At 45.4% G+C, this 25,841-nt stretch carries 26 protein-coding genes; 25 read left to right on the top strand and 1 reads right to left on the bottom strand.

Annotated elements, in window-relative coordinates; translation table 11 throughout:
* Positions 1-9 precede the first annotated feature (9 nt).
* From ACFQ0C_RS25490 to ACFQ0C_RS25395, 20 genes are all read left to right on the top strand, one after another.
* Complete coding sequence (locus tag ACFQ0C_RS25490; RefSeq protein ID WP_171651656.1) at positions 10-243, top strand: acyl carrier protein; 234 nt, start codon at positions 10-12, stop codon at positions 241-243.
* Positions 244-365: 122 nt separating this feature from the next.
* On the top strand, positions 366-1,604 hold the full coding sequence (gene fabF, locus ACFQ0C_RS25485) for a beta-ketoacyl-ACP synthase II (RefSeq protein WP_379370743.1): 1,239 nt from the start codon (positions 366-368) through the stop codon (positions 1,602-1,604).
* Between the two features lie 69 nt (positions 1,605-1,673).
* Entirely contained in the window at positions 1,674-2,372 is a 699-nt protein-coding gene (gene rnc / locus ACFQ0C_RS25480) for a ribonuclease III (protein WP_258212447.1), read from the top strand.
* A gap of 223 nt (positions 2,373-2,595) precedes the next feature.
* Entirely contained in the window at positions 2,596-6,168 is a 3,573-nt protein-coding gene (gene smc, locus ACFQ0C_RS25475; RefSeq protein ID WP_379370740.1) for a chromosome segregation protein SMC, read from the top strand.
* A 72-nt stretch (positions 6,169-6,240) separates the two neighbouring features.
* Positions 6,241-7,248 carry a signal recognition particle-docking protein FtsY gene (gene ftsY / locus ACFQ0C_RS25470; RefSeq protein ID WP_379370738.1) on the top strand — a complete coding sequence of 336 codons (1,008 nt, stop codon included), beginning with the start codon at positions 6,241-6,243 and terminating at the stop codon, positions 7,246-7,248.
* A gap of 145 nt (positions 7,249-7,393) precedes the next feature.
* On the top strand, positions 7,394-7,729 hold the full coding sequence (locus ACFQ0C_RS25465) for a putative DNA-binding protein (RefSeq protein WP_379370775.1): 336 nt from the start codon (positions 7,394-7,396) through the stop codon (positions 7,727-7,729).
* Between the two features lie 61 nt (positions 7,730-7,790).
* Positions 7,791-9,167 (top strand): signal recognition particle protein, encoded by a 1,377-nt coding sequence (ffh, locus tag ACFQ0C_RS25460; protein ID WP_258212443.1) that lies wholly within the window; start codon positions 7,791-7,793, stop codon positions 9,165-9,167.
* Between the two features lie 55 nt (positions 9,168-9,222).
* A complete protein-coding gene (gene rpsP, locus ACFQ0C_RS25455; RefSeq protein WP_171651650.1) occupies positions 9,223-9,495 on the top strand; it encodes a 30S ribosomal protein S16 in 273 nt (90 codons plus the stop codon).
* Positions 9,496-9,516: 21 nt separating this feature from the next.
* On the top strand, positions 9,517-9,747 hold the full coding sequence (locus ACFQ0C_RS25450) for a KH domain-containing protein (RefSeq protein ID WP_171651649.1): 231 nt from the start codon (positions 9,517-9,519) through the stop codon (positions 9,745-9,747).
* A gap of 81 nt (positions 9,748-9,828) precedes the next feature.
* Positions 9,829-10,350: a ribosome maturation factor RimM gene (rimM, locus tag ACFQ0C_RS25445; RefSeq protein WP_258212442.1), complete on the top strand. Its 522-nt coding sequence runs from the start codon at positions 9,829-9,831 to the stop codon at positions 10,348-10,350.
* A complete protein-coding gene (trmD, locus tag ACFQ0C_RS25440; protein WP_379370734.1) occupies positions 10,350-11,105 on the top strand; it encodes a tRNA (guanosine(37)-N1)-methyltransferase TrmD in 756 nt (251 codons plus the stop codon). The genes rimM and trmD overlap by 1 nt, the downstream gene beginning before the upstream one ends.
* 579 nt (positions 11,106-11,684) lie before the next feature.
* Complete coding sequence (gene rplS, locus ACFQ0C_RS25435) at positions 11,685-12,026, top strand: 50S ribosomal protein L19 (RefSeq protein ID WP_171651646.1); 342 nt, start codon at positions 11,685-11,687, stop codon at positions 12,024-12,026.
* An 83-nt stretch (positions 12,027-12,109) separates the two neighbouring features.
* Positions 12,110-12,682: a signal peptidase I gene (gene lepB / locus ACFQ0C_RS25430; RefSeq protein ID WP_258212440.1), complete on the top strand. Its 573-nt coding sequence runs from the start codon at positions 12,110-12,112 to the stop codon at positions 12,680-12,682.
* Positions 12,683-12,727: 45 nt separating this feature from the next.
* Positions 12,728-13,597 carry a ribosome biogenesis GTPase YlqF gene (ylqF, locus tag ACFQ0C_RS25425; RefSeq protein WP_258212439.1) on the top strand — a complete coding sequence of 290 codons (870 nt, stop codon included), beginning with the start codon at positions 12,728-12,730 and terminating at the stop codon, positions 13,595-13,597.
* A gap of 126 nt (positions 13,598-13,723) precedes the next feature.
* Positions 13,724-14,341 (top strand): ribonuclease HII, encoded by a 618-nt coding sequence (locus ACFQ0C_RS25420; RefSeq protein WP_379370730.1) that lies wholly within the window; start codon positions 13,724-13,726, stop codon positions 14,339-14,341.
* Between the two features lie 82 nt (positions 14,342-14,423).
* A complete protein-coding gene (locus ACFQ0C_RS25415; RefSeq protein WP_379370728.1) occupies positions 14,424-16,436 on the top strand; it encodes a hypothetical protein in 2,013 nt (670 codons plus the stop codon).
* Positions 16,433-16,738, top strand: a complete 306-nt coding sequence (locus ACFQ0C_RS25410; protein ID WP_379370727.1) for an EscU/YscU/HrcU family type III secretion system export apparatus switch protein — start codon at positions 16,433-16,435, stop codon at positions 16,736-16,738. The genes ACFQ0C_RS25415 and ACFQ0C_RS25410 overlap by 4 nt, the downstream gene beginning before the upstream one ends.
* Complete coding sequence (locus ACFQ0C_RS25405; protein WP_379370726.1) at positions 16,731-17,105, top strand: YraN family protein; 375 nt, start codon at positions 16,731-16,733, stop codon at positions 17,103-17,105. The genes ACFQ0C_RS25410 and ACFQ0C_RS25405 overlap by 8 nt, the downstream gene beginning before the upstream one ends.
* Positions 17,106-17,228: 123 nt before the next feature.
* Positions 17,229-17,549 (top strand): SPW repeat domain-containing protein, encoded by a 321-nt coding sequence (locus ACFQ0C_RS25400; RefSeq protein ID WP_379370724.1) that lies wholly within the window; start codon positions 17,229-17,231, stop codon positions 17,547-17,549.
* Positions 17,550-17,653: 104 nt separating this feature from the next.
* The gene (locus ACFQ0C_RS25395; protein WP_379370722.1) at positions 17,654-17,824 is read left to right on the top strand and encodes a hypothetical protein; all 171 of its coding nucleotides are present in this window, start codon (positions 17,654-17,656) and stop codon (positions 17,822-17,824) included.
* 97 nt (positions 17,825-17,921) lie between these two features.
* Here ACFQ0C_RS25395 and ACFQ0C_RS25390 read toward each other — a convergent pair whose 3' ends face one another.
* Complete coding sequence (locus ACFQ0C_RS25390) at positions 17,922-19,475, bottom strand: YifB family Mg chelatase-like AAA ATPase (protein ID WP_379370720.1); 1,554 nt, start codon at positions 19,473-19,475, stop codon at positions 17,922-17,924.
* A gap of 225 nt (positions 19,476-19,700) precedes the next feature.
* Here ACFQ0C_RS25390 and ACFQ0C_RS25385 point away from each other — a divergent pair, with 225 nt between their 5' ends.
* The 5 genes from ACFQ0C_RS25385 (at position 19,701) to topA (ending at position 25,837) form a co-directional block, all read left to right on the top strand.
* Complete coding sequence (locus ACFQ0C_RS25385; protein ID WP_379370718.1) at positions 19,701-19,904, top strand: hypothetical protein; 204 nt, start codon at positions 19,701-19,703, stop codon at positions 19,902-19,904.
* Positions 19,905-20,253: 349 nt separating this feature from the next.
* Positions 20,254-21,414: an ADP-forming succinate--CoA ligase subunit beta gene (gene sucC, locus ACFQ0C_RS25380; RefSeq protein ID WP_258212430.1), complete on the top strand. Its 1,161-nt coding sequence runs from the start codon at positions 20,254-20,256 to the stop codon at positions 21,412-21,414.
* 66 nt (positions 21,415-21,480) lie between these two features.
* Positions 21,481-22,413, top strand: coding sequence for a succinate--CoA ligase subunit alpha (gene sucD, locus ACFQ0C_RS25375; RefSeq protein ID WP_258212429.1), 933 nt, complete (start codon positions 21,481-21,483; stop codon positions 22,411-22,413).
* Positions 22,414-22,520: 107 nt separating this feature from the next.
* Complete coding sequence (dprA, locus tag ACFQ0C_RS25370; protein WP_379370715.1) at positions 22,521-23,624, top strand: DNA-processing protein DprA; 1,104 nt, start codon at positions 22,521-22,523, stop codon at positions 23,622-23,624.
* 128 nt (positions 23,625-23,752) lie between these two features.
* Entirely contained in the window at positions 23,753-25,837 is a 2,085-nt protein-coding gene (gene topA, locus ACFQ0C_RS25365) for a type I DNA topoisomerase (protein ID WP_258212427.1), read from the top strand.
* The last annotated feature ends 4 nt before the right edge of the window (positions 25,838-25,841 follow it).

Here is a 25,841-nt window from a genome sequence, read left to right as displayed (position 1 = left end):
GTGAACCGGATGTCCGATGTTTTGGATCGTGTAAAACGTATCGTCATCGATCGTCTTGGTGTTGACGAGGCTGAAGTAACCCTCGAAGCATCTTTTAAGGATGATTTAGGCGCTGATTCTCTAGATGTAGTAGAATTAGTCATGGAACTAGAAGATGAGTTTGATTTGGAAATCTCTGACGAAGATGCAGAGACTATAACTACTGTAGGTCAAGTAGTTGAGTACATAAAATCTCATATTTAGTTGGTATAAGTCCCGTTTCTTATTTGACACGGGACTTATCTCCATTCAACCTAATCGTTGGCTAACAATCAATTAATTGACTCAATACATAACATTGTTATTTTAAATAGAGGTGGGTTACAGTGAAGCAAAGAGTTGTCATAACTGGTATGGGCGTCATGACTTCATTGGGTCATGATTTGGAAACGTTTTGGAGCAATTTGATGGCAGGCAAGTCCGGTGTTGGGATGATTGAGTTATTTGATGTAACCGAGTATCCAACTCGTATTGCTGCAGAAATTAAAGATTTTGATCACGAACGATTTTTTGATCGTAAAGAAGCTAGACGGATGGACCGCTTTGTACAGTTTGCTGTTGCTGCCAGCTTAATGGCTCTCAAGGATGCCGGATTGAATGTGAAGGAAGATACGGACCCGGAGCGAGTTGGCGTAAGTGTTGGTTCCGGAATCGGCGGTTTATCCACATGGGAAGAACAGCATAAAATTTTATTGGAAAAAGGACCTAAGCGTGTTAGTCCGTTCTTTATTCCAATGATGATTGCCAATATGGCGTCAGGCCAAATTTCCATGCTGACAGGTGCTAAAGGTCCAAACAGCACAGCGGTAACCGCCTGTGCCACAGGAACGCATTCAATCGGTGATTCATTCAAAATGATTATGCGTGGCGATGCCGATGTTATGATTTGCGGCGGTGCTGAAGCAACTATTAGTCCAACAGGCGTTGCAGGCTTCTGCGCGCTGCGGGCAATGTCTACACGCAATGATGAGCCGGCGAGAGCAAGTCGCCCTTTTGACACAGACAGAGATGGTTTCGTAATGGGCGAAGGATCAGGAGTATTGATCCTGGAATCATTGGAGCATGCAACTAAACGTGGAGCCCGCATCTATGGAGAAGTTATCGGCTATGGAATGAGCGGCGATGCTTATCATATGACCGATCCTGATCCGGATGGTGCAGCACGATGCATGAAGAAAGCCATTAATGATGCTGGAATAGCACCTGAAGAGCTTGATTATATCAACGCACACGGGACTTCAACTCCTGCTGGAGACCGTTCTGAAACTATAGCAATTAAAGCTGCTCTTGGCGATCATGCTTACAAAGTCGCTGTTAGTTCGACCAAATCGATGACAGGCCATTTATTAGGTGCCGCCGGAGGCGTTGAGGCTTTAATATGTGCATTGGCATTGAAGAACGGTGTCATTCCTCCGACCATTAATTTGGAAAATCAGGATCCTGAATGTGATCTGGACTATGTGCCTAACAAGCCGCGACAAGCAGACTTGAGAGTTGTAATGTCCAATTCATTTGGCTTTGGTGGCCACAATGCAACGATTATCTTAAAGAAATTCGCAGAATAATAAATTACCTAGTGATTGAAACTAAGTAAATGGTAACGTGAAACGGTTGTTCGAGTAGGTGGTGAAGGCATGCATCGAAACCTGAAGCAGCTTCAGGCAGCGTTAAACATAAATTTTCGCAAACCGGAGCTATTGAGGCAAGCGTTTACGCACTCCTCCTATGTAAATGAGCACCGTGTCAGCAATTACAAGGATAATGAACGCTTGGAATTTTTGGGTGATGCGGTTCTGGAGCTAACCGTGTCCGAATACTTGTTCGACAAATATCCGGAAAGATCCGAAGGTGAATTAACAAAGCTCAGAGCATCTATTGTATGTGAGCCGTCTTTAGTTAATTTTGCAGAAGAGCTGGACTTCGGGTCCTACGTGTTGTTAGGCAAGGGTGAAGAACTGACAGGCGGTAGAACGCGTCCCGCATTGCTTGCTGATGTATTCGAATCATTCATTGGAGCTTTGTATCTGGATCAAGGGCTTGAGGTGGTAAAAGCGTTTCTCCACAAGTATTTGATTCCCAATTTACCACATCAAGGAAAGCTGCTGACGGTGGATTTCAAAACTCACCTGCAGGAATATACACAGCAGCATAATATGGGGGTATTGGAATACAAGATTGTAGATGAGCGCGGCCCTGCCCATGAACGTGAGTTTGTGGCCCAAGTAGTTGTAAATGATACTCTTCTGGGTCAAGGGTCCGGTCGTTCCAAGAAAGAAGCGGAGCAACATGCGGCGGCTCAAGCATTAGAGGCTCTGAAGGTAGAGGTTCAATAATGCAACGGAAAAAGAGATGCATCGGGACAGCTTAGAGGCTGCCGCCGGTGCATTTTCTTTTTAAAATTAGGCTGTTGGCTGCAATATGGTGAAACACAATATAGCTGAGCAGTTTTAATGTGCGTAAGACAAGTGTTGGCAACTGATAGCAGATAGAGAAGCGGTAGCTTAACATTGTTCAAGCAATTGGGAATTTGTGATACAATAGCGAGGAGGTGAGACGATGTTTTTAAAGCGTATTGAGCTGGCTGGTTTTAAATCATTTGCCGATAAAACGGAGCTGGAATTCGTACAAGGCATCACCGCTGTAGTAGGTCCAAACGGCAGTGGGAAAAGTAATATCTCCGATGGTATCCGCTGGGTATTAGGGGAACAGAGTGCCCGCAGTTTGCGCGGCGGTAAGATGGAGGATATTATTTTTGCAGGTAGCGACGCGCGTAAAGCAGTTAATTATGGAGAAGTATCGCTCACACTGGATAATACCGATCAGGCACTGCCGTTGGATTATAATGAGGTGACGGTTACACGCCGTGTGCACCGCAGTGGTGATAGCGAGTATTTGATTAACAGACAGCCGTGCAGACTGAAAGATATTACAGAGCTTTTCATGGATACCGGAATCGGTAAAGAAGCTTACTCCATTATCGGACAAGGGCGAATTGAAGAAATTTTAAGTACAAAATCAGAGGATCGCCGGGGCATTTTTGAAGAAGCTGCCGGGATCGTTAAGTATAAATCGCGCAAACGAGAAACAGAAAAAAAGCTTCAGGAAACGGAGCAAAATCTGCTAAGGATTCACGATTTGGTTACAGAGCTGGAGGATCAGATTGAACCTCTTCGTGTGCAGTCGGAAAAAGCAATTCGTTTCAAAGAGCTAAAAAATGAGTTGAAGAGCAGCGAAATAGCTATGTATGTGTACCAAATCGAGGAAATTTATTCTTCTTGGACGGAGACTAACACAAAGCTGGAGAAGCTGAAGCGTGAACAGTTAGAGTTCTCTGCGATTGTAGGACAGCATGATGCGCATTTGGAGAAGCATCGGTGGGAGACTCGGAGGCTTGAGGAGGAAATCGAGCGTTTACAGGAGCATTTGCTGCAGCTTAGTGAGGAATTTGAGAAGTGTGAAGGCCAAGGTGAGGTTCTTAAGGAACGCAAAAAAAATTATTCTTCCAACCAGATGCAGCTGAAGCAAGCTGTGACACAGCAAGAGCAGAGAATGGCCGAGAAAGAAACGGATTTGACCCTTTTTCGGGAGAAGATTGGCGTTATATCGAATGAATTGATACATTATCAAGCTAAGCTTAAGGCTGAAGAGGATCTGTTACTTGGGGTTGCTGGAGGGATCAGCAGCGGCGAAGAAGACCGATTGAAGGGCGAAATGCTGGAAACCTTGAACCAGATGGCTAATGCGCGCAATGAAGTACGTTATACAGAGCAGCAGATCGAGGCTTTGGGTAAACGGCTCGATCGTCTTGTGGAGGAGCGTCGCAAATGGAAGGAACAGCAGGATAGTATCACTGAACGCAAACGTGTGTTCGATATCCGACTTGAAGAAGTCGTTCGTCAGATTGAAACGGCACGCAATAAGTATCTTGAGTTAACACAAGGTCTAAAATCGAAGCAGCTTCTGTCTGAAGAAGCGCTGTCTACCGTGCGTAAATGGGAGCAGAAGCTGGATGCTCTTGTATCCCGGCGCGATACGATGCGTGAAATGGCCAATGATTATGATGGCTTTATTCATGGAGTTAAAGAAGTTTTGAAAGCCAAGGATCGAAACGAGCTCCGGGGTATTCGCGGCGCTGTGGCTGAGCTCGTAAAGGTACCTGCTAATGTAGAGGTGGCCATGGAAACCGCGTTAGGCGGAGCCTTGCAGCACATCGTTGTAGACAGTGAGTCCAATGGGCGCGAGGCCATTGCTTTTTTGAAAAAAAGGCAGCTGGGCCGTGCAACATTTTTGCCGCTTGACGTTATTCGTGGGCGTTCAATTCCAGATAATGAAAAGCGCTCAATCGAAGGAATGGAAGGTTTTGTAGGGATCGGTGTTGATTTGGTCCAGTTTAACGATACATACCGCAATATTATTGGAAGCCTATTAGGCAACGTAATTATTGCAAGCCAGTTGGAGGTTGCCAACCGCATTGCGGCCAAGATCCAGTATCGATACCGTGTTGTTACACTTGAGGGAGATGTCGTTAATCCCGGCGGTTCGATGACAGGAGGCAGCCAACAGAAGAAAACTACAAGCTTACTTAGCCGTCAACGTCAGATAGAAGAGATGGATAAAGAAATTACTGATTCAGATAAGCAATTGCAGCAGTTGAGAATGAAATCTGAGCAAGTGCGCAAGGAGATTGCTTCAGAATCAGGCAAGCTGGAGGAACTGCGCTTAACAGGTGAAACTCTGCGTATCGAAGAGCAGCAGATTCGTGCCGGCTTGGAGCCGCTGCAGCATGAAGCCAAGCAGGTAGCTGAGCAGCTGGCGTTGTACAGCCAGGACGGCGATACGCTGCAAGCGGAGCGTCGTGAGCTTGAAGCACGCGGCAAGACAGCGGTGGAGTCGCTGGAACGATTGCAGGAGGAAGAAGCAATCATACAGCAGGCAATTCGTGAAGCGGAGCTTGCACGTAAGGCGGGTGAGCTTCAGAAGGAGGAGCTGCAGACGCAGCTGACCGACCTGAAAATCAAGGTTGCCTCTTTGTCCCAAGAGAAGCAATCGCTGCAGGATCAAGAACGAAGATTTAAGACAGAGTTGTCCGAGCTTCTAACTGAGCTAGATTTAAATCGCAGCCTGGTGAAGCAGTTGGAGCTCGATTTAGCTAATCATCAGCAGGAGACTATACAGCAAATAGAGCAGCTTAACGATATTAAACTGAAAAAACAGCAATGTTCCGATCAGTTGGATATGAAGCGTGCCGAACGCTCTGGATGGTTAGTCAAGCTGGAGCAAGAAGAGAACAAGACGCGTGAAGAGCGGGGACAATTGCGTCAAGTCGAGGAGCAGCTGCATCAAACTGAAGTAAGAGTGACTCGCCTTGATGTGGAGCTTGAAAATTTGCTGAAGAAGCTTGCGGATGATTATGAGCTAAGCTTTGAGCTTGCAAAAGAACGGTATCCGGTACCTGAGGATGTATTGGCCACGCAAAATCAGGTGCGTGAGCTGAAACGTGAAATTGCTATTTTAGGCGTAGTCAATCTTGGCGCCATTGAAGAATTCGAGCGGGTTAATGAGCGCTACCAATTTCTCAGCGAGCAAAAAAACGACCTGGTTGAAGCTAAAACTACGCTGTACCAGGTTATTCATGAGATGGACGAGGAGATGGGAAAACGGTTCCGAATAACATTCGATGCCATCCGCTCCCACTTCGTAGTCGTGTTTGCGAAGCTGTTCGGCGGTGGCCGCGCTGATCTGATTTTGTCCGAGCCCAATAATATGCTCGATACGGGGATTGAGATAGTAGCCCAGCCACCTGGAAAAAAACTGCAAAATCTGCAGCTTTTATCGGGTGGGGAGCGGGCACTTACGGCCATTGCGCTGTTGTTCTCGATCATCCGTGTAAAGCCGGTACCATTCTGTGTGCTCGATGAAGTCGAGGCTGCATTGGATGAAGCGAATGTGGCGAGGTTTGCCGAATATTTACGTGAATTTTCACAACAAACCCAGTTCATCGTTGTTACCCACCGCAAAGGAACGATGGAGGAAGCGGATGTGTTGTATGGGGTAACAATGGAAGAAGGCGGCGTATCCAAGCTTGTATCCGTCCGATTGGAAGAGGATGAAGCGATCATTGCCAGCTGACGGTTTGTTTGAAATGGATGGTAAAATTAGAGAAGTTATAATCACATCATAGGTAAAGGGAGTTTGGCTGGTATGAGTTTTTTTAAACGACTGAAGGAAAGCATTTCCTCAAAGGCTGAGGCTGTTACGAATAAATTTAAAGAGGGCTTAACCAAAACACGGGATGTGTTTGTTGAGCGGGTAGAAGACCTGTTCAGTCGCCGCAAAAAGATTGATGAAGATTTTTATGAGGAGCTGGAGGAAATCTTAATTGGCGCCGATGTTGGCGTTAATACGGTAATGAAGCTAATTGAAGATCTGCGTGCCGAAGTGCGCAAACGGAAGATCGAAGAGCCAAGCGACCTGCAGCCCGTTCTTTCTGAAATGCTTATTGCACTGTTGAAGGGTGAAGAAAACGCGGGCTTGCAAATGGCCCCTTCCGGCCTTACGGTAATTTTGTTCGTTGGTGTTAATGGTGTTGGTAAGACTACAACGATCGGCAAGCTGGCCCATCATTTGAAATCGCAAGGGAAAAAGGTGATGCTTGCTGCCGGTGACACGTTCCGTGCCGGTGCGATTGAACAGCTGGAGGCTTGGGGGCAGCGTGCCGGAGTGGAGGTCATTAAACAGCATTCCGGTTCCGACCCTGCGGCCGTTATGTTCGATGCGCTGCATGCAGCTAAAAACCGGGGCGTTGATGTGCTATTATGTGATACGGCTGGACGTCTGCAGAACAAAGTCAACCTGATGGAAGAGCTTAATAAGATTTACCGTGTTATTCGCCGCGAAGTTCCAGATGCGCCTCATGAGGTTTTGCTGGTGCTGGACGCTACCACAGGTCAAAATGCGTTAAGTCAAGCGAAGATGTTCGATGAGAAGTCAGGATTAACGGGACTGGTGCTAACGAAGCTGGACAGCACATCCAAAGGTGGTATTGTAGTAGCCATTCGTCAGGAGCTGAAGCTGCCTGTTAAATTCGTTGGCCTTGGTGAAAAAATGGATGATTTACAGCCGTTCGATTCAGACCAATTCGTTAATGCGCTGTTCAGTAAGTGGATTGCTTCTGAAAACGAAGTGGATGCTGCCTCTGAAAAGGGTTAGTTTAGCGGAAATTAGCAGGGCGAATAAACTGTCAAGTAAAGATGCTTGACATCGTTCTTCATTTTGAGTATGATAGGTACTGTTGTTGCTGTAAAGTGTTTTACCTTAACGGAGGCGAGGCACTGTGACGGAAGATAATATCAATATGCTTACGAAAACGAACCGAATCAATATGTTGGTCGATTTTTATGAGAAGCTTTTGACCGATAAGCAGCAGACATTTTTGAAGCATTACTTTTATGATGATTATTCGCTTGGTGAAATTGCTGCTGAGTTTCAGATCAGCCGTCAAGCGGTCTACGAACATATAAAACGGGCGGAAGCTGCGCTCGAAGATTATGAAGCTAAGCTCCAGCTGCTGTTGAAGCATGAGCAAAGACAGCAGGTTGTGCAGCAGCTTCAACTATTCATGACTGAACTAAAGCCAGAACAAAGGCAGCAAGCCCAGTCTATGATGGAGCAATTGATCAACCTGGATTAGCAAGTAAGTGGTTCTGCTCTTAACCAAGAGGTGCAAAGTAACACTTGAGAGGTGAATTCGGATGGCATTCGAAGGATTAGCAGACCGGCTGCAGAAAGTGTTCAGCAAGCTGAGAGGCAAAGGAAAGCTAACAGAAGACGATGTAAACGAAGCGCTTCGCGAAGTTCGTCTCGCGCTTTTGGAAGCGGATGTTAATTTTAAAGTCGTCAAAGAATTCATTGCCAAAGTAAAGGAACGTGCAATCGGGCAGGAAGTATTGCAAAGCTTTACCCCTGCGATGGTTGTCGTTGACATTGTAAACAAAGAATTGACGGAATTGATGGGTGGATCTCAAAGCAAGCTTGCACGGTCCAACCGTCCGCCTACTGTCATTATGATGGTCGGATTGCAAGGGGCGGGTAAAACAACCACAACTGGAAAATTGGCTAAGATGCTCCTGCAGCAAAATCACCGACCGCTTCTGGCAGCCGGAGATATATATCGGCCAGCCGCTATCAAGCAACTCCAGGTTCTTGGAGAGCAGATAAAGGTTCCCGTGTTCTCGATGGGTGACCAAGTGAGCCCGGTTGAAATTGCAAAGAATGCACTCCAGCATGCCAAAGATCATGGCAATGACTATTTGATTGTCGATACAGCCGGACGTCTACATATTGATGAAGCATTGATGGATGAGCTGAAGCAAATCGTTGAAGCCGTTAAGCCGGATGAAATTCTGCTTGTTGTCGACGCAATGACTGGACAGGAAGCCGTTAATGTGGCGGAAAGCTTCCACAAACAGTTGGAGCTAACGGGCGTAGTACTTACGAAGCTTGACAGCGATACTCGTGGTGGTGCAGCGATATCAGTTAAAGCTGTAACGGGTTGTCCTATCAAGTTTGCGGCAATGGGCGAGAAGATGGATGCTCTGGAGCCGTTCCATCCGGATCGGATGGCTTCACGGATTCTCGGTATGGGTGACATGCTTACCTTGATCGAGAAAGCCCAGGCAGGTATCGATGCTGATAAGGCAAAAGAAATGGAACGCAAAATGCGGACCGACGGATTTACCTTTGATGATTTCCTCGATCAGATGGAGCAGGTAAAGAAGCTTGGACCACTCGATCAGATTTTGGATATGCTCCCCGGAGCAGGCAAAATGAAGGGGATTAAAGATATCAAGGTAGACGATAAGCAGATGGCGCGTGTTGCTGCAATCGTTAAATCGATGACCAAGGAAGAACGGCAAAATCCGGACATGCTTAGTCCAAGCCGACGCAAGCGCTTGGCTGCAGGCAGCGGCAACTCGGTGCAGGATGTGAACCGTTTTATCAAGCAATTCGATGATATGCGCAAGATGATGAAGCAGTTTTCCGGCATGATGGGGCCTAAGGGACCTAAGGGCGGACTTAAAGGCTTGAAAGGCAAGTTCGGTAAAGGAATGAAGTTCCCGTTCGGTTAATCCGAAGGAGGAATAAAATCATAGGCGGTTTATTCTAAGTTGGAGGTGATTTTCAATGGCAACACGTATTCGTCTTAAGCGTATTGGTGCTCACAAAGCTCCTTTTTACCGTGTGGTAGTTTCGGATTCCCGTTCTCCGCGTGACGGTCGCTTTATCGAAGAGATTGGTACTTACAACCCGATTACTAAACCGGCAATCGTAAATATTGATGAGGAAAAAGCGCTTAAATGGCTTCAAACTGGCGCTCAAGCTTCTGATACTGTACGCAATCTTTTCAGTCAAGCAGGCATTATGAAAAAGTTTCACGAGTCCAAGCTGCAGAAGTAATCTGCCGATTCGGAGGGTATTATGAAAGATCTAATAACCGTTATCGCTAAGGCGCTGGTTGATCATCCCGACGAAGTAAATGTGAAAGTAGACGAGGACGAACGCGACATTACGTACAAGCTGTCGGTTCATCCCGATGATGTCGGGAAAGTAATCGGGAAGCAAGGGCGTATTGCAAAAGCGCTTCGTACTGTAGTCACTTCAGCAGCAGTTAAAGAAAGCAAGCGTGTCTCGGTTGAAATTGTTTCATAATGGAGATGATAAGGGTTAGGAGAAATCCTAACTCTTTTTCTTCATTTATATATTCATATTCAGATGGCCGGAGGGGCTTTCATGAGCGATAAATTATATACGATCGGTAAAATTGTGAATACTCAAGGGATTCGCGGCGAGCTTAAAATTTTTCCTGAGACGGATTTTCCAGATGAACGATTTGCTAAAGGAAGCGCTTTAGTTTTCTACGATCCAGAAAAACATACGACCTTACCTGTCATTGTGGAATCGGCGCGCGAACATAAAAAGCTGTTCATTATTAAATTTGAAGGCTTCAGCAACATTAATGAAGTTGAGAAGTATAAAGGCTGGCTTTTAAAGGTGGAAGAAAAGTATGTGTTCGAGCTACCCGACGATGAATTCTATCACCATGAGATCATTGGCTGTACTGTAGTTACGGATGAAGGGGAAGAGCTCGGCACTATTAGCGAAATCTTATCTCCCGGGGCCAACGATGTATGGGTGGTTGAACGTGAGGTTGGAAAACCCGTTTTATTGCCTTATATCGATGAAGTAATCCTTGAGGTCAATATTGCTGAGAAGCGGGTTAAGGCACATATCATGGAAGGTTTATTGGACTGATGAGAGTCGATGTTCTTACTTTGTTTCCCGACATGTTTGACGGAGTCTTTTCAGCGAGCATATTGGGAAAAGCCCGTGACAAGGGATTGGTTGACCTACATACAGTCAATTTCCGTGATTATGCCAATAATAAGCATAACACTGTAGACGATTACCCTTACGGTGGTGGTGGGGGTATGGTACTGAAGGCGGAGCCGATTTTTTCAGCAGTTGAAGCATTAACAGACTCTTTAAATGGAAGCAATAAACCTCGCATTATTTTAATGTGCCCTCAGGGGGAGCCCTTTTCACAGCGTAAAGCAGAGGAGCTGTCAAAGGAAGAGCACCTCATCTTCATTTGTGGTCATTATGAGGGCTATGATGAGCGGATCCGAGAGTATCTCGTTACTGATGAGCTATCCATTGGAGACTATGTTCTAACAGGCGGTGAACTGCCTGCTATGGTCGTCATTGATAGTGTTGTCCGGCTTCTGCCGGGTGTTCTAGGCAATGAAACCTCTGCGGTCACAGATTCCTTTAGCACGGGCTTGCTGGAATATCCGCATTATACAAGACCCGTTCAATTCCGCGACTGGGAGGTCCCAGAAATATTAGTTTCTGGCCATCATGCTAACATTGAGCAGTGGCGTAGACGGCAGGCGATTTGGCGAACTTGGCAGAAACGTCCTGAGCTGCTGGAGCAAGTGGAGCTGACAGCTAAGGAGAAGCAGTGGCTGGAGGAGCAAAAGGGTAAAAATGGGGACAGCGAGCAGTAGCTTTCTGTTTATATCCTTAACGCCAGTTGTCTGATGGGAATAGCTTACATCCAAGTCTTTAGCTCTAAGGTTTAAGCGCATCCCAAAGGGACAGCCGTGTTTTGCGTAGCAAAACAGCCGCTTCTAAAACAGTAGCTTAACGCAATAACGGCCGTTTCATGCTCTAACTGAAAGCGTGTCCGTTAGGACGATGCGGGAGATCCAACGTAAAGCGTGTCCCGTAGGGACGAAAGCGATCCCCAATCAAACTAACAAAGGTGCACCAGCGGGTGTCCAGAGGGCGGCAGCCCTTGGGGCCCTCCCAGCGGGGAGGGTTTGGGTGGGGGATGCGATAGCGATCCCCAATCAAACTAACAAAGGTGCACCAGCAGGTGTCCAGAGGGCGGCAGCCCTCGGAGCCCTCCCGGCGGGGAGGGTTTGGGTGGGGATTGTCGGACCCCTTGTATTCGTTCCCCCTTTATGATAATATATACAACGTTGTGGCATTTTTGCCCGATTACGGTGGTCCTCTACGCATGGCATCTATAGATTCGACATCGGAGGCGGAATGAACACCTAAGTGGAAGGAGGAAGTCATATATGAGTTTAATTCAAGAAATTACAAAAGAACAAATTCGCCAAGATCTACCTAAGTTTCGTCCAGGTGACACTGTTAAGGTTCACGTGAAAGTTATCGAGGGATCCCGCGAACGGATTCAGCTTTTCGAAGGTGTTGTTATCAAACGCCGCGGGGGCGGAATCAGCGAAACCTTTACTGTTAGAAAAATTTCTTACGGTGTAGGCGTTGAAAGAACGTTTCCTTTAAATTCCCCGAAGATTGACAAGCTCGAAGTGGCTCGCCGTGGTAAAGTTCGTCGTGCGAAGCTATACTACTTGCGTGGTCTTCGTGGTAAAGCAGCTAGAATTCAAGAGATTCGCTAAGAAGAAAACAAACGGGGGCTTGTTTACCAAGCTCCCTTTCGTTTTTTTTGGAGACATTATTTTGTTGAAAGGGCAGGTCTGATATGGAGCAAGAACAAACCATGGAGAAATCGAATCCACTCAAAAATGAAGCATGGGAATGGGTTAAAGCGCTGCTGATTGCTGCGGCTCTCGTTTTTTTTATTCGCTGGTTGATTTTTGCCCCCTTTATTGTCGAAGGGCCGTCCATGGAGCCGAATTTCCACACCGGTGAACGATTGATAGTGAATAAAATTATTTATTCGATGGGAAAACCGGAACGCGGTGAAGTAATTGTATTTCATGCGACTAAAGATAAGGATTACATAAAGCGTGTGATCGCACTGCCTGGTGAAACCGTTAAGGTGGAAGGCGACAAAGTATATGTTAACGGCAAATTGTTAGATGAGCCTTACTTAAAGCAAGCTCTGGATGATGCAGCCAAAAGAGGGACACCCTATAATTCGAGAAATTACTCAGAAAAAACAGTTGCCGATGGAACGGTATTTGTAATGGGAGACAACCGGTCGAACAGCGCAGATAGCCGCGATATCGGGTTTATTGAATATGATAAAATTGTAGGAAGGGCCGATTTAATTTTTTGGCCATTCAAAAATATCAGCTTAGTTCATATGTAAAATATAAAGAACTGCTGCTGTACTGAAAAAAGTTGAGGTGACCGTATGACGATACAATGGTTTCCAGGTCACATGACAAGAGCTCGCCGTCAAATTGAGGCAAAGCTCAAGCTGATTGATGTCGTGATTGAACTGTTGGATGCACGAATTCCGCTTTCCAGCAGAAACCCGATGATTGATGAAATTTTACAAAATAAACCGCGTTTGGTGCTTCTGAACAAAAATGATTTGGCTGATCCTGAAGTTACCGCTCAATGGGTTACCTATTTTGCTGATAAAGGGCTTCAAGCATTGCCGGTAGATGCAGCTAATGGGAATCAGATGAAAGAGATCATGTCGCGTTGTAAGCAGCTTATGGCTGCGAAGTTCGAGACGCAAATTAGAAAAGGGATTAATCCTCGAGCGGTACGTGGACTTATTGTCGGTATTCCGAATGTCGGAAAATCGACACTGATCAACCGGTTGGCGGGACGCAAAATAGCGGCCACCGGAGACAAGCCGGGTGTCACTAAAGGCCAGCAATGGATCAAGGTAGGAACAGAGATGGAACTACTGGATACTCCAGGTATTTTGTGGCCGAAGTTTGAGGATCAAGAAGTCGGTATGCGGCTTGCTGTTACTGGTGCCATTAAGGAAGAGCTGTTGTATACAGCTGATATTGCTTTGTATGCAGTTCGTTATCTGTGCACGCACTATGGATCGTCTTTAAAAGAACGCTTTGGTATCGAGAAGCTGCCGGAAGATCCGAGTGATACAGATGCCGTCATTGAAGTAATGGAAGCGATAGGGCGCAAAAGAGGAGCTCTGTTAAGCGGCGGCCGGGTAGATTTGGACAAGGCATCCTTAACTATTCTACGGGAGCTGCGTGCAGGCAAAATGGGTAGAATTAGTCTTGAAACGCCAAGTGAAGTATAAATCTTGCAAGCCGGTCACTCCTCAGGGGTGGCTTTTTTGTTTTTTATTCGTTTCCGGCAGACATCGTTTCTAGTATAATGTGCTGTACAAGCTTTTTTTGCTGTAGAGAAAGGAAGAAATACATATATGCTTTTGGAATATGAGCAATCGATTTGGAATCAGGGGATGCTCCATGTAGCTGGAGTAGATGAAGTTGGAAGAGGCTGTCTGTTTGGGGATGTGGTTGCTGCTGCAGTTATTTTACCCCCAGGGCTCGTTTTGGAAGAAGTAAATGATTCAAAGAAGCTGAGTGTAAAGAAACGGGAGCATTTATACGAATTGATTAATAAGGAAGCTATCTCTATCGGAATTGGAATAGTAGATGTGAGGACGATAGAACAAATTAATATTAAGCAAGCGGCGCGTCTAGCCATGAAGCAAGCTGTAGAGAAGCTGGATCCATGCCCTGATTATTTATTGGTGGACGCTGAGAAGGTCGATCTCCCATTGGAGCAAATGGCTATCATTCATGGAGATGCATTAAGTCAGTCGATTGCAGCTGCGTCGATTATCGCTAAAGTTACCCGTGACCGTATGTGTTTGCAGTGGGAGGTACAGTTTCCAGAGTATGGGATCGCCTTACATAAGGGTTATGCAACAAAGCTGCACCGTGAGCGCATTCAAGAATACGGCGCAACTCCCCTTCATCGAAAAACATTCCTGAAAAATATTTTGGTTGAGGTAGAACAGCAGGAGCTTTTTTAACAGAGCACCTGGAAACACTGCAAGAAGTATCAACAAAAGCCGATATAATAGATAAATATAAATTGCTGGAAGGTGTGCGGTCTTGAATATTAGCGGATTAATTCGAAGCTTAATCGGTGACACCCAAGCGGCTGAGCCCAGAAAACTGGAGTTAAAGGTAGGGGAAGTTGTTAAAGGGCTGGTACTGCAGCTGCTAGCTGATCAGGACGCACTTATAAATATTGGCGGCGTGCATGTTCGTGCCAAATTGGAAACACCTCTGAAGCAAGGTGAGGTCACTTTGCTTCAGGTTCAGCCGGAAACAACGCAGTCTGGCCAAATTGTGCTTAAGCCGCTAGATGCATCGGGTGTGCAAATTGCAGATACTTCTTTGGCCGAGGTGCTTAAGAATGTCTCCATGCAGGATAACGCGCCTAATCGGCAAATCATTCAAACACTTCATCAATCGGGTATTCCGATTACCAAAGATAATGTTCAAGCCTTCACCCAACTCCAGGCTCAGGTGACTTCTTCTCAGCAGCTGGAGGAATTGCTTCCTTCAGCAGTTGTTGCTTTTCAAAAAGGACTTCCTCTAACAATGGATACAGTATCGGCAGTAAGACATGCAATCGCTGGTCCAGCGTTTCATGAGACGATTCAGCAGCTGGATTCACAGTTGAACAAGTTACTGGGCGAGGAGCACGTTCTATCAGGTGCAACACGATCTGCTCTGGATACCGTGAAGCAAGTGGTTGCCATGATCAAGGATTCCTCCAACCAAGTCCTACCGAAGCAGTCGGGGCTTGCTACAGAGGTTTTGTCGAGCGCTGGTGAGAGTGAAACCCAGACTGCCAAAAGTACGGCCGCTGTGACAAGCAGCACCCTGTTAGCATCAGGTGCAGGTGCTGCGAATCCAATGAATGAAGGTTCTAATCTTACAGGGCAAACAGGAAGTGCACAAGCGACGTTAAATGGAAATAACAGCATTCCCAAGTCGGGACCTTCTACTCTACTGCAAGGTGATGTAACGGGAACTTCTGCTTCTACAGTCAGTTCAGACCAAGCCGAACCAAACGGACAGTTTGCTCAAGCATCAGCTGCATCCAGAATGACAGCGCAAACCTTAGGAGCGGCTGCTGCAGGTTTGAATGGCGGACAAACAGTAACGACTGATGACGGACTTGGTCAACCACCGGCTGCTGCAAACACACCTACACCAATTGCTGGCCAAAGCGTAACTCCAACAGCTGGAAATGCTAGCTCCGGGAGCACTGCGGAACTTAACAATAATCCCACTGGCAATACAGCAAAGGGAGCTGAAACAGCTGTAACACCAAGTGGTGGAAATTCACAAGAAACAAGCTCTAATGACCATTGGCTTCCCAAGATGATGAAGGCATTGGGAATTGAGCATGAGCATCATATTGGCAAACTGCCTGATAAGATGGTACAAGGTGGCTCAGTCAATAGCGAATGGGGAACACAAGCTACTCCGAATCCGGCTGCGACTTCATTGGAAGATCAGCAGAAGTCCAGTGAAACGTTAAAAAGCGCGCTGCTGCAACTGATGCAAGCAGATGATGTGCCACCTGCGTTCAAGGAGTCTGCTCAACAGGCCGTTCAACAGATAACCGGTCAGCAGCTGCTATTGAATTCAGACAGAGCCTCGATGTTTTCGCATATTACATTGTTTGTACCGTTGATGAATGCGAACGGTGAGCAAACGGCAGCGGTTCATATCCAGTCACGCAAGGGGGCGCGAGGGGAAATCGATGCGCAGAATTGCCGTCTTGTATTTGATCTCCGGATGAAATCTCTAGGGGATACGATGGTTGATGTGCAGGTGGTGGACCGAATTGTAAGCTTGCGTGTGTTAAATGATCAGCCCTTCATCCATGAGCTTTTGGAATCGAATCGTGAAGAGATTGCGGCAGGTCTTTCAAGTATTGGCTATCAGTTTATCTCCATAAAATGCGGTCCTTATCCAGAAAAAGGACAAGATTTACAAGGGGCATCCGCTGAATCTCCAGGAAATAAGCAGGAAAACCCTGTGAGCTCTCACCTGCAAGCAGTTTATGGAAAAAAAGCATACAAAGGAATGGATGTTCGCATATGATGGAAAACAACCGGAGTCCCATCAAAAAAGCGGTAGCTCTAAAATATTCGCCTGATAATAAAAGTGCCCCCACATTGGTTGCTAAAGGTAAGGGGAATGTAGCTGAAGCCATCATGAAGAAAGCTAAGGACAACGGAGTTCCTGTCCAAGAGGATTCCTCGTTGGTTGAGGTTTTGTCCAAGCTGGACCTGGACCAGGAGATTCCTCCGGAGCTGTACAAGCTTGTGGCCGAAGTTTTAAGCTTTATTTACCGCTCTGATGGTCGTGCGAAGCAGCAGATCAGAAAGAGGTCTAATGAGTAATGTGAAGCTTACACGTAAAATGCTGGGTGCATTGGGAGAACAATATGCGCTTGAGCATTTACAAGCGTTGAACTACTCGATTCTAGCTCAAAATTGGCGCTGTAGGACCGGAGAAATTGATTTGATCGGTATGGACGGAGAATTGCTGATTATTATTGAGGTTCGTACTCGCAGCGGCAGTACTACCTTCGGCATGCCGCAGGAATCCATTAATGCTTTGAAACAACAAAAGGTTAGGGAAACGGCACAATTCTACACTCACCGTCATCAGCTTCTCGATCGCCAACTAAGGTTTGATGTCATATCTGTTGTTACCGACAGGGAGGGGCAGCTCCTCACATTAGACCATATACCGAACGCATTCTAGCAGGAAATGGCTTAGAGTGCTTTTTTTTGTATTTCTCAAGAATAGTTTAAAGGTTATGTCACATCTATGAAATCGCTTGCATATATATAAAATATGATAGAGCAAGCAGATGGAGGTGTGACCATGATTGTCAAAAATGTATTGTCTTCTTTTATTGGCGTATGGTTTATATTCACCCCTTGGATTTTTGGCTTCACGGGAAATAGCACAGAATACTATACTTGTCTCATATTTGGAAGTATCCAGTTTATTTTCTCGCTTCTTGCAAGTATGAAACCATGGAAATTTTCTGTAATGAACTGGGCTCCTCTTTTAACTGGCGTATGGTTTATCATTTTTCCTAATGCATTCGATATGTATATTGTGGATATTGTGGTGCTTGAAATACTGGGGCTTGCGACGATTTTGCTTAATTATGCGCTCATTTTTCCTGAATCCCAATAACCAATTATAATAATAAATATCCCCTCGATTCATAATAACTGCATATTTAGTACAAAAAACGTGCAGACTTTACCTATTAACTTATCGAGAAGAAGGGGATAGCTGTGTTTTCCAAGGTAAAAACAATGTTTAGGGATTATTTTATATCTGAGCAGAATAATGACTATGTTTATTACCCGACTGAAGATGGTGTTTTTGCTTACTATTACCGCGAAAATGAAGAGAACAATACGGTTACCAATGAATTGGAAAATGATATCGGCAAAAACAGTTAATAAATGAGTGTAGCTTTTCTACTTAGAAGCCTAAAACTCCTCCGTCAAGGTTGAGCTTTAGGCTTTTGTTTGATTCAACCCGTATAAAATTTTTAAATTAAAAAGAACGAGAATAGTTTTTTTTATCCAGGCTTCGGTATTGCAGCGCTTCGGCAATGTGGGGGGACTCTATGTGTACACTGTCTTCAATATCAGCAATCGTTCGGGCTATTTTTAAGACACGGTCATAGGCTCGCACACTTAAGCCTAAGATTTCAAATGATTTCCGAAGCAGCATTTCAGCATCGGCTTGTAGTCTGCAATGTATTTTCAGAAGCTTGCCTGTGAGCTCACCGTTAAACATGATGCCACATTTTTTATAACGTTCAAGCTGAATGTGCCTCACACGGTCTACCTGTTCTTTCATTTCCAGTGAAGACAGCTGTGGCTGGGCTTCCAGAATTTGAGCATAATCGATTCGGGGCACCTCTACCTGCAAATCGATCCGGTCAAGCAGGGGACCCGAAATTTTGGAACGATAATGTTCAATCTTCAACGGACTGCATGTGCAGGGATGTGAAGCAGTCTCAGCACCAAAATATCCGCACGGACAAGGGTTCATTGAAGCAGCCATAATAAACTGAGCAGGGAAGCTATATACCGCACGGGCTCGTCCAATCGTCACATGCCGGTCTTCAAGAGGCTGCCGAAGAACTTCAAGCACGGCTCTTGAGAATTCGGGAAGCTCATCAAGAAATAGTACGCCGCGATGAGCCAGGCTGATTTCACCTGGCTTTGGGATAGTGCCTCCTCCGACTAACCCAGCCGCTGAGATCGTATGGTGAGGCATACGGAAGGGGCGTTTACTAATCAAGCTGCTGCGGTCGGAAAATTTCCCGGAGGCGCTGTATATTTTCGTCACATCCAACGACTCCTGCTCGGACATGTCAGGGAGGATCGTAGGCAATCTTTTAACCAGCATTGTTTTGCCAGTACCCGGAGGACCTAACAATATAATATTGTGCATACCTGCGGCACATATCATCAAAGCTCTTTTAACATGCAGTTGTCCGCATACATCGCTATAATCTTCACTATATGAAAGGGTATTATCAGCTTTACTGTCCGGATTTATTAAATGCCGATAAATATTAGCATCATTAATAATAATCTTGTCCTGTTGAAGCTCGCTAATATGGGACAGTGACGATACCTTCATCCCTGCGATAAGTGCGGCTTCTTCCGCATTGTGGCGTGGAACGATGACGCGCTCTATTCCTTTATCCTTGGCGTTAGCCATCATGGACAGAACCCCTGGAACCGGACGGACAGAGCCGTCCAGCGCAAGCTCGCCCAAAATCAGAGTATCCTCTGGCTGCTCAAGCTTTAGCTGCCCGCTGGTGGCTAAAATACCGAGAGCGATGGCCAAATCGAATGCAGCTCCTTCCTTGCGGACATCAGCGGGGGCTAAATTCACAGTGATCCGCTGTAAAGGAAACGTGTATCCGCAGTTTTTTATAGCCGCGCGTACGCGCTCCATCGATTCTTTGACAGCGCTGTCCGGTAAGCCGACTATATTCATTTGAGGGAGACCATTGCTTAAATCCACTTCCACCTCGACCAGTTTTCCTTCAACACCATGCAAGCAGGCACTTATTACTTTACCGTACATAACAAAGAACACCTCTCCTTGGAATAAGATCCATGGGCAAAGGTGCTTCCTTATACGCCTTATGATTTGTTTTAATTGTACATGCATGCACAGTTTTTGGCAATTCACTTTAGAGTCAACGGTTAAACCTGATGAAAACTGGTTATACAGATAAAGAGGTGATGAGAAATGCAGGACAAACCTTATTTCTGTCCAAACTGTAGATCAAACCGGGTAAAATTCAGTGTGATTTCAAGTTTCTCGCAGCGATTTCTTAAGGATGCTCTATCAGGCTCTGTACAAGAGGTAACAGAACCTCAACAAATTCAAGAAGCAGAACCTATCATTCAATGCTTGGTGTGCAGCTTCACGGGCAATGAAATGCGGTTTATTAAGCAAGCAGAGAGAGAACCGCGGATGACGACGCCCACAGATCCCAGCTATACGTGATAATTAATATGGATGGCTATGCCAATGAGAATTCAGCGCATTTTTCTGAAAGATTGTTCAGAAGAATGCGTTTTTGTTATGCTTTCTATTTCCTTGGGAATGATATAATACGTGAAATTTTTCAGTGGCATAAAAAAGATTGATTGAAAAATGACAGCTTTACAAGAAAAAAAGAGGAAACCGTCGAAGAAAAGTGGTACAATTATGAAGGTTTTGTTGCACTGGCTGCAGCAAGCAGGATTCCGCATGATTTGCAGCGAAAGAATTCTTCGTTTGATGCGGGACTCGCGTACGAGCCGCAAGTTCTGATTCAAATAGTAAGCTATAACTGATAGGAGGATTTTGCTAAATGAATATCCATGAGTACCAAGGCAAACAAGTACTAAAGCAATATGGGGTTGCCGTACCTGAAGGAAAAGTTGCTTTTACAGTCGATGAAGCAGTTGAGGCAGCTAAGCAGCTCGGAACTTCCGTAGTTGTAGTTAAAGCACAAATTCATGCAGGCGGACGCGGTAAAGCAGGTGGCGTTAAAATTGCCAAAAACCTGGACGAAGTCCGTACATACGCACAGGAAATTTTGGGTAAGGTTCTTGTAACTCACCAAACAGGTCCTGAAGGTAAAGAAGTAAAGCGCCTTTTAATCGAACAAGGCTGCGATATTAAGAAAGAATACTACATCGGTGTCGTTGTTGACCGTGGAACTGGCCGTGTAGTTATGATGGCGTCTGAAGAAGGCGGAACGGAGATTGAGGAAGTTGCTGAGCATTCTCCTGAGAAAATTTTCAAAGAAGTGATCGATCCTGCGATTGGTTTGCAAGCATTCCAAGCACGCAAGCTGGCTTATGCCATTAACATACCGTCTGAATTAGTAAACAAAGCAGTTAAGTTTATGATTGCCTTGTATACAGCGTTTGTTGAAAAAGATTGCTCCATTGCAGAAATCAATCCTCTTGTTGTAACAGGCAGCGGGGATGTTATGGCTTTGGACGCGAAGTTGAACTTTGATTCCAATGCATTGTACCGTCACAAAGACATTCTTGAGCTTCGTGATTTGGAAGAAGAGGATGCAAAGGAAATTCAAGCTTCCAAGTATGATTTGAGCTACATCGCACTTGATGGAAACATCGGTTGCTTGGTTAACGGCGCAGGTCTTGCTATGGCAACTATGGATATTATTAAATATTACGGTGGCGACCCGGCCAACTTCCTTGATGTAGGGGGCGGTGCTACAGCGGAGAAAGTAACCGAAGCTTTTAAAATCATTCTTTCTGACGAGGCTGTAAAAGGTATTTTCGTTAACATTTTCGGCGGCATCATGAAATGTGACGTAATTGCTAACGGAGTAGTTGAAGCTGCAAAACAAGTGGGCTTAAGCCGTCCTTTGGTTGTCCGTCTGGAAGGCACGAATGTTGACCTCGGCAAGAAGATTTTGAATGAATCCGGTTTAAATATTGTGGCAGCCGACTCAATGGCGGATGGAGCACAAAAGATTGTTGCTCTTGTATCGTAATTCGTACCATTGTGCTAAACTCCACGACTTCTTCGTGAAAAAAATCAAGGGATGTGACCAAATCAAATGAGTATTTTAATTAATAAAGATACAAAAGTAATTACACAAGGGATCACAGGTTCCGTGGGCATGTTCCACACTAAGGGTGGTTTGGAATACGGTACGCAAATGGTTGGCGGTGTAACTCCAGGTAAAGGCGGAACCAACATCGATATTACTTTGGATAATGGCTCCGTAGTTTCCTTGCCGGTTTTCAACACAGTAGCACAAGCCAAAGAAGCAACAGGTGCGACTGTATCCGTTATTTATGTACCACCAGCTTTCGCGGCTGATGCTATTATGGAAGCAGTAGATGCTGAGCTTGATCTGACGATTTGTATAACAGAAGGCATTCCAGTACTGGATATGGTTAAAGTGTCTCGTTATATGGAAGGTAAGAAAACTCGTTTGATCGGACCGAACTGCCCGGGTCTTATTACACCAGGTGAGATTAAAATCGGAATCATGCCGGGATATATCCATACTCCTGGTCATGTAGGCGTAGTATCCCGTAGCGGAACATTGACCTATGAAGCCGTTCATCAATTGACGACCCGCGGCATTGGACAATCCTCTGCTGTAGGTATTGGTGGAGACCCGGTGAAGGGCTCTGAGTTTATTGATATTTTGACACTCTTTAATGAAGACCCAGATACTTACGCGGTTATTATGATCGGCGAAATCGGCGGTACTGCTGAAGAAGAAGCTGCCGAGTGGATTGCTGCTAATATGAAAAAGCCGGTTGTAGGCTTCATTGGCGGACAAACAGCTCCTCCAGGCAAACGTATGGGCCATGCTGGCGCGATTATTTCCGGTGGTAAAGGTACAGCAGCAGAGAAAGTATCTACTTTGGAACGCTGCGGTATCAAGGTTGCTCCTACACCTTCTGAAATGGGCTCCACTCTTGTGAGTGTTTTGGAAGAAAAAGGTCTCTTGGACAAATGTATCACTAAAAAATAAATGAAGTAGATAGGCAAGCAGCCTTCTATTCCTGATAAGGGAGTAGAGGGCTTTTTTTCGTTCGTATCGGTCAAAAGTTGTTCTCAATGAAGGAGTGATATATACTAATGAACAATACAAACATTTTAATAGTTCTGCATCACATTGAAAATATAGGCTGGAAAACCATTCAAAGAATTGTTAACCACTTTCCAGAACTATCCGAGATGCTGCATTTGCAAGCTGCTGATTGGCAGGCATTGGGTTTGACTCCTTCTCGTGCAGTTGAATTAGCGAGGAATCTTTATGAGCTCACGCCTCAAAAAATGGAAATCCTGCTGGAAGGATATAATAGTAAGGGAATCGGTATCGTTACTTACTTCGATGAGGAGTATCCGACTCTTCTTAAAGAGACTGCACAACCGCCGTGGGTTTTATATTATCGGGGAAATCCGCATTTAATGAAACGCCCGTGCATTGCAGTCGTTGGGACTCGAACGCCGACAGTCTATGGGCGCAAAACGACTGAACAGCTGTCGGAAGCGCTGTCAGCATCGCAGCTATGTATTGTAAGCGGGATGGCTAGAGGAATCGATAGTGCCGCACATGAAGCTGCTCTTCGGGAGAGCGGAGGCACCATCGCCGTTCTGGGCTGCAGCATAGAGCATGTTTATCCTCCTGAGAACAAGCTGCTGTATCAGCTTATTGCCGACAAAGGCTTAATTATAAGCGAATATCCTTTGCAAACTAAACCGCATCCAGGATTATTTCCCCAGCGGAATCGGATCATTGCAGGTTTAAGTCTTGGTGTGCTTGTAGTAGAGGCTGCTCTCCGCAGTGGTTCACTAATTACAGTAGATCAGGCTTTGGAAGAATCGCGTGACGTCTTTGCTGTACCGGGGCCCATCTCTTCACCGAAAAGTCAAGGTACTATAGCGTTGATAAAACAAGGTGCCAAGTTAGTCAGCGACGTTCAAGATATTTTGGAGGAATACACACATCGGATACCGGATGTTCAATCCGCATATAGTAAGCGTGTAGAGGAAATCAAGCCCCGCTTATCGACTGATGAGCAATTTATTGTAAATTTACTGCAAAATCAAGCCCTATCTATTGATGAGCTGTTAGCCAAAAGTCAATTTACCTTTGGACATTTGCACGCAGTTCTGTTAAATTTACTATTGACAAAGCGAGTAGAGCAGTTATCTGGGTCAATCTACGCTTTAAATTGAAATACTTAAGTGAGAACCTGCAGAAAATTGAGTAGAAGCAAGGGCAGCATGAGATATGATAGCCAGCTTCATTCTCACTAGAAGTGAGGATTTCACTATATCTTATAATCGAGGGGGGAAGAACGGCTATGGCAGATTCACTAGTCATTGTTGAGTCACCCGCAAAAGCGAAAACCATTGGCAAGTATTTAGGTAGCAAATTTATTGTCAAGGCATCGATGGGCCATATTCGCGATCTTCCGAAGAGCCAAATTGGTGTTGAAATAAAAAAGAATTTTGAACCTAAATACATAACCATTCGTGGTAAAGGCTCTATACTGAAGGAATTGAAAGATGCCCGTAAAAAAGTGAAAAAAGTTTATCTGGCGGCTGACCCGGATCGCGAAGGGGAAGCAATAGCTTGGCATTTGGCTCATTATTTGGAGCTGGATGAAACCGAGACATGTCGGGTTGTATTTAATGAGATAACAAAGCAGGCTGTCAAGGATGCTTTCAAAACGCCTCGTAAAATCAATCTCGATCTTGTAAACGCCCAACAAGCGCGTCGTATTCTTGACCGGTTAGTAGGTTATAAAATAAGCCCGTTATTATGGAAAAAGGTTAAAAAGGGCTTATCAGCCGGACGTGTACAGTCAGTAGCCGTTAAATTGATTTATGACCGCGAGAATGAAATAAAAGCGTTTGTTCCCGAAGAATACTGGTCAATAACGGCCAGGCTTCTGGCAGGAACTACAGAATTTGAAGCCAAGTTTCACAGCTTCAAAGGCGAGAAGAAGGAGCTTAGCAACCAGCAGGAAGTCAATGAAATATTAGCTGGTGTAGAAAAAGCGGTCTTTACTATTAATGAAGTAAAAGAAAAGGAACGGCAGCGCAATCCTTCGCCTCCGTTCATCACTAGCTCGCTGCAGCAGGAAGCCGCTCGTAAATTGAACTTCCGTGCATCCAAAACGATGTCCGTTGCTCAGCAGTTATATGAAGGTATTGATTTGGGAAGCGAAGGGACGGTAGGTTTAATTACTTACATGCGTACCGACTCTACCCGAATTTCACCGGTAGCTCAGGAAGAGGCTAAAGAGTTTATCACTCAAAAGTATGGTGACGCTTATTATCCCGAGACCCCGCGGGTATATCTGAAAAAAGCGGCTAATGCACAGGATGCTCACGAAGCGATTCGACCCAGTTCGGTGCTGCGGGAGCCAGATCAAATCAAAGAGCATTTAAGCCGCGATCAATTGCGTTTGTATAAGCTAGTATGGGAGCGCTTTGTAGCGAGTCAGATGTCCTCTGCAGTGCTCGATACAATGACCGTGGATATAACAGCAGGTGATTCCATATTCAGAGCAGTTGGATCGAAAATGAAATTCCCTGGCTTTATGAAGGTGTATGTTGAAGGGAATGACGATGGTACAACAGAGGAAGATAAGCTGCTGCCGCCTATGAAGCCTGGTGAGAAGGTTAAGAAAAAGCAGATTGATCCCAAGCAGCATTTCACTCAGCCGCCGCCGCGTTATACCGAGGCAAGGTTGGTTCGCGCTCTGGAAGAGATGGGAATTGGCCGTCCAAGTACGTATGCGCCTACCTTGGAGACGATTCAAAAGCGCGGTTATGTAGCTATCGACGAGAAGAAGTTTATTCCGACTGAGCTTGGAGAGCTGGTAATCCAGCAAATGATTGAGTATTTCCCTGAAATTCTTGACGTTGAGTTCACGGCGCAAATGGAGGGCGAGCTCGACCAGGTTGAGGAAGGCAAAGAGGATTGGGTCAAAGTACTTGCAACCTTCTATGAATCTTTTGAGAAAAGGCTCGAGGTTGCCGAAGAAGAAATGGAAAAGATAGAGATTCAAGATGAGGTATCTGATGAAATCTGCGAAAAATGCGGACGTCATTTGGTATATAAAATGGGACGTTTCGGTAAGTTTCTGGCCTGTTCCGGTTTCCCGGATTGCCGCAATACGAAGCCTATCGTCAAAGATATCGGTGTTACCTGTCCGAACTGTAAGGAAGGGAAAATCATCGAGCGTCGCAGTAAAAAAGGACGAATCTTTTATGGCTGCGACCAATATCCAGGCTGTGATTTTGTATCCTGGGATAAGCCGGTTGAGCAGCCTTGTCCGAAATGTGGTTCTATGATGATTGAGAAGAGGAACAAGAACGGCACCTTCCATCAATGCATCCAATGTGATTTCAAGGAAGAACAGCAAGAGAAAGAGTAAAGAT

This window comes from Paenibacillus sp. GCM10027630 (assembly GCF_042676305.1).
In the GTDB taxonomy this organism is placed as follows: domain Bacteria; phylum Bacillota; class Bacilli; order Paenibacillales; family NBRC-103111; genus Paenibacillus_S.
The sequence above is the reverse complement of the archived record's forward strand: the minus strand, read 5'-3'. Positions and strand labels throughout refer to the sequence as shown.